Annotated in this window: 8 protein-coding genes and 3 pseudogenes; 3 read left to right on the top strand and 8 right to left on the bottom strand. The window is 69.1% G+C overall.

Annotated features, from left to right (window positions below; translation table 11 throughout):
- The first annotated feature begins 103 nt into the window (after positions 1–103).
- Positions 104–925 (top strand): SDR family NAD(P)-dependent oxidoreductase, encoded by an 822-nt coding sequence (locus tag ABEA81_RS41060; protein ID WP_345613289.1) that lies wholly within the window; start codon positions 104–106, stop codon positions 923–925.
- A gap of 237 nt (positions 926–1,162) precedes the next feature.
- Positions 1,163–1,631 (top strand): annotated as a pseudogene (locus ABEA81_RS42945) (aldehyde dehydrogenase family protein).
- Here the strand turns inward: ABEA81_RS42945 and ABEA81_RS41050 are convergent.
- From ABEA81_RS41050 to ABEA81_RS41020, 7 genes are all read right to left on the bottom strand, one after another.
- Entirely contained in the window at positions 1,601–1,888 is a 288-nt protein-coding gene (locus ABEA81_RS41050) for an ABC transporter transmembrane domain-containing protein (RefSeq protein WP_345613285.1), read from the bottom strand. The pseudogene ABEA81_RS42945 and the gene ABEA81_RS41050 sit on opposite strands and share 31 nt — an antisense overlap.
- Positions 1,889–2,473: 585 nt before the next feature.
- Positions 2,474–2,752 (bottom strand): hypothetical protein, encoded by a 279-nt coding sequence (locus ABEA81_RS41045; protein WP_345613283.1) that lies wholly within the window; start codon positions 2,750–2,752, stop codon positions 2,474–2,476.
- A 100-nt stretch (positions 2,753–2,852) separates the two neighbouring features.
- On the bottom strand, positions 2,853–3,551 hold the full coding sequence (locus ABEA81_RS41040; RefSeq protein ID WP_345613281.1) for a BPL-N domain-containing protein: 699 nt from the start codon (positions 3,549–3,551) through the stop codon (positions 2,853–2,855).
- Between the two features lie 65 nt (positions 3,552–3,616).
- Positions 3,617–5,059 carry a M1 family aminopeptidase gene (locus ABEA81_RS41035; RefSeq protein WP_345613280.1) on the bottom strand — a complete coding sequence of 481 codons (1,443 nt, stop codon included), beginning with the start codon at positions 5,057–5,059 and terminating at the stop codon, positions 3,617–3,619.
- Entirely contained in the window at positions 5,056–6,432 is a 1,377-nt protein-coding gene (locus ABEA81_RS41030) for an aspartate aminotransferase family protein (protein WP_345613279.1), read from the bottom strand. The genes ABEA81_RS41035 and ABEA81_RS41030 overlap by 4 nt, the downstream gene beginning before the upstream one ends.
- Positions 6,433–6,497: 65 nt before the next feature.
- Complete coding sequence (locus tag ABEA81_RS41025; protein ID WP_345613278.1) at positions 6,498–10,685, bottom strand: Pls/PosA family non-ribosomal peptide synthetase; 4,188 nt, start codon at positions 10,683–10,685, stop codon at positions 6,498–6,500.
- 31 nt (positions 10,686–10,716) lie between these two features.
- Positions 10,717–11,919 (bottom strand): aspartate kinase, encoded by a 1,203-nt coding sequence (locus ABEA81_RS41020; protein WP_345613307.1) that lies wholly within the window; start codon positions 11,917–11,919, stop codon positions 10,717–10,719.
- Between the two features lie 934 nt (positions 11,920–12,853).
- On the opposite strand from ABEA81_RS41020, the pseudogene ABEA81_RS42940 reads away from it, so the two are divergent.
- Positions 12,854–13,582: pseudogene (locus ABEA81_RS42940) on the top strand (transposase); the annotation flags it as partial.
- Between the two features lie 260 nt (positions 13,583–13,842).
- Here ABEA81_RS42940 and ABEA81_RS41015 read toward each other — a convergent pair.
- Positions 13,843–14,032 (bottom strand): annotated as a pseudogene (locus ABEA81_RS41015) (hypothetical protein); the annotation flags it as partial.

Here is a 14,032-nt window from a genome sequence, read left to right as displayed (position 1 = left end):
GGCTCAGTATTTCGAGTTGTGTGCCACGGCACGGTTCAACTGCCGGGTGCCGTTCACTCGGTCTCGACCGATGGAGAGGGCGATGACAGGTTTCATCGCGGTTGTGACTGGCGCCAGTCGCGGCGCGGGCAAGGGCATCGCCGTCGCGCTCGGTGCAGCCGGCGCAACGGTGTACGTGACGGGGCGCAGCCGCAGTCCCGAGGCCTCTCCGCACGGCGGGACAGTGGACGAGACCGCTGCCGCAGTCAGCGACGCCGGCGGACACGGCGTCGGGGTGCAGGTCGATCATGCTGACGACGAAGCGGTGGCAGCGCTGTTCGCGCAGGTCCGCAAGGACCAGGGCCGACTGGACATACTGGTCAACAACGCCGCCCAGGTCGCTGACCCGGCGCCCGGGGGATTCTGGGAGCGCCCACTGTCCGCGGCTGATCTGATCACCGTCGGGCTGCGCTCGCACTACGTCGCCGCGTGGCACGCCGCGCCTCTTCTCATCGCAGGCCGACGGGGACTGATCGTCAACACCGGCCACTACGGCGCCGTGTCCTACCACCAGGGACCGGCGTACGGCGCCCAGAAGGCAGGCGCGGACAAGATGGCTGCCGACATGGCCAAGGAGTTGCGTCCCCACGACGTCGCTGCGGTCTCGATATGGATGGGCGGGCTCGACACCGAGCGCGCTCGTGCCGCGATCGCCGCGCTCCCGGCGGACCGCCGCCCCGGCGGACCGCGGGAGAGCCCGCAGTTCACGGGCCGGGTCATCGCCGCCCTGCACGCCTCGGACCTGCGGATGGAGCTGTCCGGGCGATCCCTGATCGGAGCGGAGCTCGGCGCCCGGCTCGGCGTCACCGACATCGACGGCACGGCGCCCCTCTCTCTGCGCTACGAGAAGGGCGGCCCGCCCGAGCTCCATCCCAGCTTGTCCTGACCCGAGCCCGCGAGCAGCGGGCAGCCCGGACGACGACATCGGCATCCACCGGCGAGTACGCACCGAGGGGGCCATCACGCAGCGACGGGCGGGCCGGGCCTGAATCGAATCCTGCGTCTCTGGACCACGCGGGTCCCGTCGTGCCGCGGAACCATCGGCCGGACACCATTCCGCAGAGCGGGGAAGAGGAGCTCACCTAGGCTCTGGCCGGCGCGGTCGGCGCCGTGAGAGTCGGCGATCCCCGCGGACGCCGGCACCGTCGTCGGCCCCGTCCTGGATCGCGCTCAGTACTACCGCGTTCAGGGCTACATCCGTAGCGGCATTGCAGAGGGCGGCAAGTTGCTCGCCGGCGGGCTCGGTCACCCCGACGGGCTCAGACAAGACAATTACGTCAAGCCCACCCTGCTGGCCACGGTCAACGACCGGACGGTTGCCCGGGCGGAGGTTTTCGGGCCGGTCCTGTCCCTGATCACCTACCGTGATGAGGACGAGGCCATCGCCATCGCCAACGACACTTCCTACGGCGCGCGGCGAGCGCGTCGCTCGTCGCCTCCAGGCCGGGCACGTCATGATCAATGAGGTCGTCAATGAGGTCGTCGGCTCGCGCGCCGCTCCCTTCGGCGGCTTCACGCAGTCCGGAATCGGGCGTGAGTTCGGTTCCTGGGGTATCAGTGCCTACCTCGAGGACCAGGTGATCTTCAGGTGACTCCCCGCTTCGCGCTTCGCCGGATCGCACCTGACGGGCATAGCCGGGCGTGGTGGCGAGGAGCCGATCAGGCGGGACAGGATGTCGCCGAGCTGGTGGCGTTCGAAGAACCCCGGCGACTGCTGGTGCAGGTGGATGAACAGCCGGTTGCGCAGGTTCAGGATGAACCGCTCACCGACCCACGTCGACAGATACTGGTCGGTGCCCGACACCATGCCCTCGACCACTGCGACCCCGATGTAGGCGGTGGCGATCACCGGGAACAGGTGGAAGTCGCGGGGCCAGTACGTCGTCGATCAAAATCTTGAACAACCAGATGCTCAGGGTGCTCGACACCGGGCCGACCCCGACAAGCACTAGGATGACCCACAAGCGGCCGCGGAATCGCCTGGTCTCCGGCCAGAACCGGCCGAAGATCTCCCGGATCCCGGCTCGCGGGGCTTCTCCAGGACCTGTTGACGCAATCGCTTTCCGGAGGGAGGACGGCGAGAACACTCGATGCCGTCCCGGCGGTCGAGAGGCCATGGGCGACATCTTCTCCTGCCCGCTCCTTTCGTTCCTACGTTGCCTCAGCATCACCCGGACGTAGTAGTGGCCCCTCCCACAAGGGGCGGGGCCACTACTACGGGGACCTACCTGATCTCAGGTTCCGTCCTCACCTGTCATAGCTGCGGTGCTCACGGTGTTGTACCTCCCACCGCGCCAACGGTTCGCGGTGGTCCCGTCGCCGACACCGTCGGCGCAGCGACGCCGGCGGTGATTCGGACCGGCGCTCCGGCAGGCCCGGCGACCGGCAACGCGGTCGCCAGCAGGGCCTCGGCAACGACCTTCCTGGTTGCGGGTCAGCTGGCCCGTGGGGGCCCCAACTGCCGGTGCCATGTGCTGCGCGAGCGCGCCATCGCGAGCTCTTGTGCCACCTCGGCGGCGATGAGCTCGAGGTGTAGTGCGCTGTGCGACTCGGGGTCCGCACCGCTGTGCAGGGCGAGCGAGCGATGGCGCCGCACGAGCCGATCGAGTGAGTCCAGCAGACGGTCCGTGACGGTCTGCCGGGCGGGATCGTGCGTTGTTGACATCTTCACCACTTCCTCTCCCCTGAAAGGGTGCGTGATCAGCTGTTCCACGCGCCCACAATTCGATCGGTATCACCGCGGTTTGAAGACGGCGCTGCCACTAGGCCATGTCCTACTGGTTATGGTCGCCGAGGTTTCCGGTGCGGACTGGTTATGGCGCCATGAGGGTGTCGATCAGGTCCTCACCCAGGTCTTGGGTGGGTCCGCGATAGGGGAGGTTCGCCTCTCGATACCACTCGGGCGGTGCTTCGGGGTGGGGCCCGCACAATCCGATCTTGCCGTGCCCGTAGGGAGCGACGAGTGCGGCGATAGCACCGTTGGAATAGCTCGCCAACACCGTGACCCCGCTGGTCCGGTTTTTGGGCACCATGTATCCGCCGTCCTGGAAGTACATCTGCCGGGTGGTTCCGCGCCATGTGATCGGAATGACGGCAGGGTCCGGGGTTCCGACCGTCGCCCCCGGGGAGGAGTAGTACTCGTCGACTTGGCCGCGGAACAGGTTGAAGAAGCAGGGTTCGGCCAGGAATCCACCCATGCAGATTCCCAGGTAGCGGCCGCCGGCGTGGACGAAAGAGCGGATCGCGGACTTGTCGTGCTTCTGGCGTCGATAGGCGGCGTGATCGTCGCCGGCGGCGCCGGGTTGGGCGTAGAGCCGCACATCGGGTAACTCCAGCGCTTTGGGTACCGGAATCGTCCCGTTCGGCCCGGCGGTGATCACTTCGAAGTCCCAGCCCGTCGCGGCGCTGAGCATCGCCGCCACAGCGGCGGTGTCGTCCCCGGCTCCGGTCGTGTCGTCGCTGTAGACGACGGCGATCGGGCGGGGGTCTGCGGGGTGGCTGTTCGATGTCATTTGCGGCCTCTCTGCGAGTGGCGGGCGTAGGTGAACGCACCCTCACCCGCCCTCGGTCGATGTCGCTATGGGCTGGTCGGTAGGGCCCCGGCATCGCGCAGTAGGTCGAGTACGGGGGGCTGGTCGCCGAACGCCTGCGCGAAGCTCACCGGTGTGGCCACGTGGTGGGCGTTGGCGAGGATGTACTTGCGCAGATCCGCGTCGAATGCCTGGTCACCGACGCGGCGGCGGGCTTCGAGCAGCACGGCGGCGCCCTGGTCGTAGACGCCTTGGTTGTAGCGCTTGAACCCACCGTGGGCCGCCCAGTAGGACATGGGCCGGCCCATCAGCCCGGCGACACTGTGTGGTGTGTCGTCGTACTGGTAGCTGCCGGCGTCGCCGCCGACGATGGCCTCACCGACGGTGGCCAACGACTCGTCCAGCCATGGATCCTTGGCCTGGTTGTTGCCGACCAGCGAGTAGAACCACTGGTGGGAGACCTCGTGCGCGATCAGCGCGGGCAGGTCGTCGTTCGTCGAGTCGGTCATCTGCAAAGCGGTCGGGTACTCGGTGCCGTCGCTCTGGCCAGGGGTGATGGCGACGGTCAAGTCCGGGTAGGGGAACGGGCCGAAGAGCTGGGTCAAACCGGTGACAGCCCGCTCGATCTGGTCCGCCCACTGCGTCGGGGTGGCCTTGGTGCCGCTGGTCGTGGTCGCCAGGTGCAGGTGGACAGCACCGATGTCGCGGTCGAGCACGTCGTACTGGCCGAGCGCGACGGTGACGTCGCGGATCGCCGAGGCGGCGAACCGGTGTGTCGTGGTGCCGGGGGTGGGTCCGGGCGCGTCTCCGGCGGATGTTCCCGGGCCGAGCACCTTGTCGTCGCTCGGTGCGGTGACCGAGAGGTCGGAGAGCATGAAGTCCTCGCTGGCGGCGGTCTCGCCGTTCATCGGCACCGCGGGGTCACGCGCCCAGCCGGAGCCGCGGATCCACGACAGGAGGGGGAATCCCGACCCGAACCAGGCGGTCCGGGTCTCGGGGGAGTGGCCGACCCGTTCGTTGGCATCGGCCCCGAGGATCAGCCGGAAGTCGAGTTCGGCGTGCGTGGTCTGGCCGGCGGCCAGGCAGTCGCGCAGGGGAACCGTGATCAGGGTCCCGGGTGCCCCGTCCGGGGCGCCGGCTGCCGTCACCTGAGGGGTCGCCGGCCTGCCCTCGACGCTCGCCGACGTGACGGTCAGCGCGTCGCCGGCCTCGTGCATGGTCGGATTGTTGGGCCATGCCCGGAAGTCCAGGTCACAGGTCGGGGCGTCCGGGGTGAACGCGACCGACTCCTTCCCGGTCGCCGAGGCGAGGTCGGGCGCGACGTCGAAGGAAAGCCGGACCCGAGGGCGGTCCGGCCACAGCCCGCTTCCGTAGTCCGAGACCGCCACCTCCTGTGCCGGTGTGGCACCGGTGCAGGAGGTGGCCAGGGCGGACACGGCCAGCAGCGCGGTGACAGCGAGCGGTGCGCGGGTGCGTCGCGAGGTGATCACGCGGCGAGCGCCTGCTCGTGATAGGCGTCCTCGATGGACCGGGCCATGATGGACAGGGCGATGTCCACGACCTCCGCTGTGACGTTGAGCGGTGGCAGCATGCGCAGCACGCAGTCGTCGCGGCCGCCGAGCTCGAGGATGAGGCCGGCCCGCAGCGCACGCGCCTGCACCTCCTCCGCCAGCTGGCCGGCGGTGCGGCCGTCGCCCGCTGCGTTGAGCTCGACACCCCACATCAGGCCCTTGCCCCTGACCTCGCGGACCCCGCGGTGGGCCCTGAGCGGCTCCAGGGCCTGTGCGACCTGCTCGCCGCGGGCGCGCACGTTGCCGAGCACGTTGTCGCGGCGGACCATCTCGACGGCCTTTGCACCCGCGGCGAAGGCGAGCTGGTTGCCGCGGAAGGTGCCGGTGTGCGCTCCCGGCGCCCAGACGTCCAGGTCCTGTTGGTACATGATGATGGCGATCGGGAGGCCCATCCCGCTGAGGGCCTTCGACGCCACGATGATGTCGGGTTCGATGTCGTACTGCTCGAAGGCGAACCACGTGCCGGTGCGGCCGCATCCGGTCTGCACCTCGTCGACGATCAGCGGGATGCCCAGCCGGCGGGTCAGCTGCCGCACTCGCTGCGCGAACTGGAGCGTGGCGGGATTGACTCCCCCCTCACCCTGCACCATCTCCATGATCACCGCGGCCGGCGTCGGGATGCCGCCGTTCGGGTCGGTCAGCGCATTCTCCAGTAGTGCGGCGCAGGTGGCGTCCCAGGTGGCGGGGTCGACGTCGTCGGGCACGCTCCCGGTGGGGTAGGGGAAGAAATGCACGCCGGGCATGCCGTTGACGACGGCCCCCTTGTTCGACAGGTTGCCGGTCAGGGCCATGGTCGCGTGCGTGGTGCCGTGGAACCCGCCTCGGAATGCGACGACGTCGCCCCGTCCGGTGGCCGTCTTGGCGAGTTTGATCGCCGCGTCGACGGCGTTCGCCCCGGTCGGCCCGCAGAAGTGGATCTTCATGTGATCGCGCATCTGCTCGGGCAGCATCGACAGCTGCGCTTCGGTGAACGCGTCCTTGGCGGGTGAGGGCATGTCGAGGCCGTGCGTGAAGACCGACATCTGCTGCATGGCGGCCTCGACCAGCTCGGGGTGGTTGTGCCCGAACGAGAGCACGCCCGCCCCGGCGAGGAAGTCGATGAAGGTGTTGCCGTCGAGATCACGGATGTAGCTGCCCTGCGCATCGGCGACGGCGAACGGGAAGTGCCTCGGGTAGACGCGGGCACCCGACTCGCGGCGTGCCTGGCGCTCGAGGAACTCGGCGGAGCGTGGGCCGGGCAACGGCGAGCTCACGTGTGGCTGCGCCGAGGTCAGGGGGACTGCGGTGGTCATGAGCTTCTCCTGTGGAGTTCGAGTGGGTGCTGGTGAGTGCGTGGTGGGACCGGTGCCGCCGGTCGTCATGCGGCGGAACGGCGCGGGTGCAGGAGGCTGAGGCCGGGATTGCGACGGTGCCGGGCTCGGCCGCCGGGACGGGGCCGGTTGCGCGGCCGAGCGCCCGGAGCGGTGGGACGGGTCTCGGTGGCCGGGTTGCCGCACCACCGGCTGAAGGGAGCGGTCTCCTCTCCCTTCATCAGGAAGCCGTCCGCCTCGAGCACCGACCCGTCGCCCATCGTGACGCCGTAGTGCACGAACGCCCCCGTGCCGAGGACGACGCCGTCGCCGAGGGTGGTGTAGTCGGACTTGAAGGTGCCGTCCTCGAGCGAGTGGCACTGGATGACGCTGCCGGCGTTCAGCACCACGTCATCGCCCAGGGTGACCAGGGTCTTCTCCGGGATGGTGCAGCCATCGTCGAACAGCCGCTTGCCGACCCGCACACCGAGCAGCCGCCAGTGCAGGCTGCGGAACGGGGTGCCTGCGAATGCCGCTACCGCCAGCACCTTCCACAGCCGCTCGTGGCGCCAGAAATACGGGTCGTAGATGGACACGAACCGCGGGACGAGGCGGTGGAACCCGAGCACGACGCGTTCGGCGAACGCAGCCAGCAGGATGTTGAACACCGCCGTGGCGATGATGCCGCCGGCGAGGGCGAGCTCAGCGAACCGCTGGTAGAAGCCGACGGAGACGGTCATGATCAGCACGAGGCCGAGGAAGCTCGTGAACCGGAACGCCATGAACACCGCCATGCTGCCGATGTTGTGGCGCAGCTTCGCCGCGAGCCGCTTCGGCAGCTCCTGCGGGGTCTTGAGGTGGTCGAACCGGGAGTCCCTTGCGACCGAACGCGGGATCTCGAAGGGAGGTGAGCCGAGCAGGCCGACGTTCTCGCGGACCGGTCCGTCGATCGGCACCATGACCTTCGTTGCGAGCAGGACGTTGTCGCCGATCCTGGCACCGGTGGGCAGGGAGATGTTGTTACCCATGAAGTTGCGCGCGCCGATGATGATGGGGGACATGCGGAACGAGGCGCTGGAGAAGTCCGCATTCATGATCGAGAGCCCGTCGGAGAGCATGGTGCCGGTGCCGACGGTGGTGAGCAGCGCGGAGTCCTGACGGACCTCGGTACCGAAGTTGGAGCCGGTCTGTTCGACCTGCGGCTGGTGGTAGCCGATGGCGCGGGTGTAGGGGACGGCGGCGGAGCTGTCCCCGAACATCATCATGAAGAACCTGGAGTTGCCCAGCCGGATGATCGCCGAGGCCACGAGGTGGCGCACCCCGTAGAGCCGGTAGGTCACGCCGGGACGGACGACGAGGCTGAGCAGGCGCGGCACGGTCGTCCTGACGGCCAGGTTCAGCAGTACCCCGGCGAGGAACAGGATCGCCGAGGTCGCCGCGATCCAGAGGTAGAAGCCCGATGAGAACAGCGGGTGGCGAGTGGGGTCGAAGAAGCCGGACACCGGCGGGAACTCGGGCAGGACGGCCACCAGAACACCGGAGACGGCTGCGCCGCCGACCAGCGTGGCAAGCAGCTGCAGCGTGCTGTACCCGAACCGGCGCAGCGATCCCCTCGGCGCGTCCGCGAGCACCTTGTAGTCGGTGTCCGTCGGCTCGGCCGGCACCCCGTGCCAGCGCTGGCCCGCCGGGATGCGCTGGCCGGGATGAAGCGCGGAGCTGTGGCCGAGCTGGCCGCCGTCACCGATCTCGATGTCGATGTCGAGGACGGTCGCCTCACCGACGAAGGCGTCGTTCCCGATCGTGACCCGGCCGGTCCGCAGCATCCCACTGGTGGCGTGGTAACCGGAGAACGAGCTGGCCCTGCGGATGACGGTGTCGCGGCCGATGGTGATCAGGTCGGTGGCGACCGGGACCGACGCGGACAGGATCGTCGCGCCGCGTCCCACCTTGGCTCCCAGAGCGCGCAGGTAGAGCGGATAGATTGGCGTGCCGACGAACAGCACCATCGGGTTGATCGTCAAGAACGTCTTGACCAGCCAGAACCGGAAGTACTGGAAGCTCCACAGCCGGATCTCGCGTGGCGTGAAGCGTCCGATCAGCGTCCACTTCGCCAGGATCGGCAGCAGGCAGGCTGCGAGGAAGACCACGACGGTATAGCCACCGGCGCGGGCGAAAACCCCGGGCAGGGCGGTGGCCGACCTGGACCAGACGAACCCCCTGGTGAGCACGAGCGCCCCGACATAGGACGCCGAAGCCAACGCCACCAGCTGCGCGGCGCCCGTCGCCAGGTAACGCGCGGTGCTCGCCCGCACCACCTCACGGCGCGGGGTCGCCGCCTCCGGTCCGGGCCCGGTGACACCGGTCCCCGCCGGGTCGAGTATCAGCGCGAGCCTGCGGATCGTCGGGTTCTGGTAGATCTCCCGCATCGACAGCGACGGCAGCCCGCCGGTCTTGCGCACCCTGGCCGAGAACTGGGCCAGCAGCAGCGAGTTCGCGCCGAGGTCGTCGAAGAAGTCGCTCTCGACGGACACGTCCTCCAGACCGAGCGTCGCCGCGAGCGCGTCGACGAGCAGCCGCTCGGTCTCGGAGGCTGGTGTGACATGGCTGCTGCTCGCGGTCCGTTGCCGTGTCGTAGGTGGCGGCAAGGCCTTGCGGTCGGCCTTGTCCGATGTGGTCATCGGGATGAACGCCAGCCGTTCCAGGTAGGCGGGCACCATGTAGGGCGGAAGGCGTTCGCGCAGGTGGCGGTAGATCGCGTCCGGCTTCAACTCGCGCACGCCTCTGCGCAGCCGGTAGTAGCCCACCAGCTCGACGACACCTGGTGTCGGCTCGAAGGTGCCGACCACGGCGGCCGCCACCCCGGGGACCTGCATGAGGACGGTCTCGATCTCGGGCAGCTCGATCCGGTAACCCCGAACCTTGACCTGCAGGTCGATCCGGCCGTGGTACTCGATCTCACCGGACTCGTTCACCCGGCCGAGGTCGCCGGTCCGGTAGACGCGGCCCGACGGGTTCTCCGGTACCCCGAACACGTCCCGGACGAATGCCTTGTCGGTCAGGTCGGGCCGGTTGACGTAGCCCTGCGCCAGTCCGATCCCGGCGAGCCCGATCTCACCGACCTCGCCGAACGGCAGGGCGCGACTCGGGTCCTGCGGATCGAGGATCACCGCGGTGTAGGTGGGCAGCGGCTGCCCGATGGTGATCGCCCGGTCGGGGTCCAGCACCGACCACGTGGCGGTGACCGTGGCCTCGGTCGGCCCGTAGACGTTGAGGAACCGCCGCCCCGGCCGGTGCCAGCGACGGATCAGGTCCTGCGGGCAGGCCTCGCCGGACACCAGCAGGAACCGCAGCTCCGGCAGATCCTCCTCGAGGGTGGCCAGCAACGTCGGGACGACGCACATGGCGGAGATGTGGCGCTCGGTGAGGAAATCGTGCATGTCCGGGCCGACGAGGCTGGGCCCGGCCGGCCTGGGCACCAGCGTCGCACCCGACGTCCACGGCACCCAGATCTCCTCGACGGAGAAGTCGAAGGCGATGGTCATGCCCTGGTAGACGCGGTCGTCGGACCGGATGCCGTAGACCTCGGCGGCGACCCGGACGAAGTTGCAGATGCTCGCGTGCGAGATCGCCACGCCCTTGGGGCGCCCGGTGGTGCCGGAGGTGTAGATCAGGTAGGCGAGATCGTCGACGGGAGCGCCACGTTCGGAGTCGGCGAGCCGGCAGCGGGCCTCCCCCTCGATGTCGGCGGCAGCCGCGTCGAGATGGAGCAGCTGCGGCGCGATGTCCTCGAGGCCGTCGACCCGCTCGTGAACGCCGAACGTGGTGAGCACGAGATGGGCACGGGCGTCGGACACGATGTAGCGGATGCGGTCGGGTGGGAACCCGACGTCGAGCGGGACGTACGCAGCGTGGATCTTGGACACCGCGAGCATCGCGACGTAGGTGTGCACGGCCTGGTCGAACAGCAGCCCGATCCGGTCCCCGGCCCGCGCGCCCTGCCTCAGCAGGTAGCGCGCCAGCTGGTTGGCCCGCTCGTCCAGCTCGGGGTAGGTGAGCGCCACCTCATCCGCGTCCACGGCCAGATGGGTGGGCTCGGCGGAGGAACGGATCCAGTCGACGCGCTCCTCGAACACCTCGTGCAGTCGTTCACCGGGGCGGGTCCGCCGTCCTGGCGAGATATCGCCGCCGACGAGCAGCGGGGAGCGGTCGGGGTTCGACGTACCGCCGTGACGGGCGGTCCGAACCGATGTGGTCATCAGGGCTCCTCTGGGAGGGTTGGTGGGTGTCTCACGCCGCAGGGCCGACCATGAGCCGGGGGTCGGGGGCCACTGGGATGAAGGTCGCGTGCAGCACCCGTACCGCCTCCTCCAGGAGGCTCGGGTCCACGAGCACGGACACCCGGCCGGGCATGGTGGTGACCAGGCGCGGCGCGATGCCTGCCGCGCGCAGCGCGGCGAGGGAGTGGGCGATGATGTCGGGGCGGCGGCCGATGCCGAGGCCGACCACGGCGAGGGAGCTGAGGTTCTCGTTGACCTTCGCCGGGATCTCCATCGCATCCAGCGCCGCCGTCGTCTCGGGCGCGCCAACACCGGGCGCGGTGAACTCGAGCAGCCCTCCCGCGCGCGGCACTGCGGTGCCCATGGCGATGCCGCGTGCGGCCAACGCTGCGGCTACCTCGCTCGCCTCGACGTCCCTGACCCCGTACAGGGACTCTTGACGCCGATGCGCGATCCCGGTGACGTCGAAGGTTCCGCGGGCTTCGAACCGCCCCTCGGCCTGCCCGATCCAGGTGCCGTCCTCCGTGCTGAAGCTGGATCGCAGGTGAATGTTGATGCCGTGGGTCATGGCGAGCTCCACCGCGCGCGGCTGGAGCACCGCGGCCCCGGCCTCGGCCATCTCCAGCATCTCCTCATGGCGGATGCGGTCGAGCCGGCTGGCGTCCGGCACGATGCGCGGGTCAGCGGTGAACACGCCCGGTACGTCGGTGAAGATCTCGCATTCGCGCGCGCCGAGTGCCGCCGCCACCGCTACCGCGGATGCATCGGAGCCACCCCGGCCCAGTGTGGTGACGTCGCCGCTCTCCGACATCCCTTGGAAACCCGTGACGAGCACGATCGAGCCGTCGGCGAGTGCCTCTCGGATCCGCACGGGTTCGATGTCGTTCAGCCGGGCGTTGCCGTGGTTGTCATCGGTCCGGATGCCGGCCTGCGGCCCGCTGAGCGACACGGCGTGGGAGCCGAGGTCCGCGACCGCCATCGAGGCCAGCGCGCAGGAGACCGACTCCCCGACGGAAAGGAGGGCGTCCAGCTCGCGCAGGGGCGGCCGCGCCGACATCTCATAGGCCATGGCGGACAGCGCGTCGGTCGACGTGCCCATGGCCGACAAGATCGCCACGACGTCGTGACCGGCGCGCTGAGCCGCGACCATGCGCTTGGCAGCCGCACGGAGCCGATCATGGTCGGCAACCGAGGTGCCACCGAACTTCCACACCAAGGGTTCACGACCGCCGACGGTCCGCAGTTGCTGCGTCCCGCTGCAGATTCCGCTCGCGACAACGTTTGCTTCCAATTCGTCTGCTCCTCAGATGATCATCGGGTGAGAGCCGGCCCGGTCGCGGGTCCGGGGGGCGGCGGGGCACGGAACGGATCACGTCGCTCGTGGACGGACGGACCCGACGGCGGCAGCGGGGTCGGCGTCGTCATGGATCCGGGCGGCGCAGCTACATCGGCCTTACGCCTTGCGAGCACAACTGGCCCGGTTCGGATATATCCTTCTTACTGGATGGGCTGGTCAATAGATCGTCCTCGACGCGAAACCTGACTATCCCGCATCCTGTGACGAACGTCGCACGACCTTTGCCGTTTCCGGTACTCCACCTTCGTGGATCACGATTCCGTGCCGGGGACGGGACGCGCTCATCGCCCCCTCGGCGAATCAGTTGCACTCTTCACCGCCATGCATCCAACGATCCATTACGCATGACGGCCTGCGAAGACAGCATCGCCACTAGTAGTGGCACCACCAGTCGCGCGATGTCGTCGTCCGGGGTCCAAAGCGGGATGGGTTCAGGGTGCGCGGCGAGATCCGAACGTGGCCGACCGCGGGAGTCGCTGGTTCTTGACAGGCTCCTTCCTAAGGCGATCGTGATCGCCCCGGCGCCGGCATGGGATTTCAACCGTCGGGTGTCGCGGAACCGGGCATGGTTGTCGTCGATGCCGCCGAGCACCCGGCGCCGGTGCCCGGGCCGATTCCAGGAAGCTGGCCAGGATCTGCGCGCCGGGGTGCTGGTCGAACGCGGTTCGCGGTGCAGCAGGGCGCCGAGCTGTGCCAGGAGGCCTACTGGCTGGTAGGGCTTTGTCAGGTGTGTCACCACCGTTGATCCGGCCAGTTGTGTGATCTTGTTCGGACTCGGACGCCGGAAGAGATGGAGCAGGTCAGGCCGCGTCTGGAGGCCTTCGCGGCCAACATGCCGGGCGCGCTGGCGAATCAGCGCGCGAAGGGCGAGCGGTATCTACGTCATCGACGACTCTGGCTTCTCCGAAGACGGATTCGAGTCGCCCGGTGCGGCGCGCGTACCGCGGGACGCTGGGCAAGGTCGGGAACTGCCAGATCGGGGTCAGCGCGCACGCGGTGACCGACTGGGCCTCGGGACCGATCGACTGGCAGCTGTTCCTGCCGGCCTCCTGGGACGAGACCACCACCGACCCCGGCATCGCCGCGCAGATCATCCGGCGCCGCGCCCGGTGCAAGATCCCCGACCAGGTGCGCCATCGGGAGAGATGGCGACTGGTCCTGGATGTGCTCGACCGCATCCTCGCCCCGGACCACGGCGCGGAAGATCGACGGTGGTTGGGGTTTGCCGGAGCGGACCGTGGTCGCCGACGGCGGCTACGGCGACGCCACGGAGTTCCGTCTGTGCCTGGCCGAGCGCGGGCTGGACCACGTCGTCGCCGTCACACCCACCATCAGGGCCTACCCCAGCAGCGCGGTCCCGACCGCGCCGCCCTACACCAGCCGCGGGCGGTCCCCGACGCCGCGCTACCGCCCGAACCCGATCAACCTCGCCGGCCCCGCCCCCGCCGGGCTGCGTCGCGTCACCTGGCGACACGGTTCCCGCAAGAAGGCGGGCAACCCGACCGCCGCGATGCGATCGACTGACCCAGGCGTTCTGCACACGGTTGCGCTACGACCCGAAAGCCCCTGCGCCGGCCTGACCCCCTACGCCGTACTCCGCGAGCTCCAGACCCTGCACAGGCGTCTGGACCGGCGCCTGCCGCACCTGCCTACAACCCTTCCTCCCCAGACGACAGCCCACCACGCTCGACACGACCCAATAGCTCGACCAGGGCGGCTGGTGCAGTGCTCGGTGGACCCCGTCATGCTTCGCGGCCCTCCACGCCGGTCAGGACAAGATCACTGACTCCGCACCGAAGGTATCCGTGCTTCGGGGAACCTCGAAGCGCCGGCCGGAATATGGGTGTCGACCAGCCGGCGCAGTCGTGCGGGGGTGTCGGTGGTCTGCACGGGTGTGTAGATCACTACCTGTAGGTCCGGGTGGTCCGAGGGTGCGAGTATGTGTTGCTCCATGTGGAGGTCGCCGACG

Origin of the sequence: Pseudonocardia adelaidensis, from assembly GCF_039543345.1 — a bacterium.
In the GTDB taxonomy this organism is placed as follows: Bacteria; Actinomycetota; Actinomycetes; order Mycobacteriales; family Pseudonocardiaceae; genus Pseudonocardia; species Pseudonocardia adelaidensis.
This window is presented reverse-complemented; position numbering and strand designations above follow the sequence as displayed.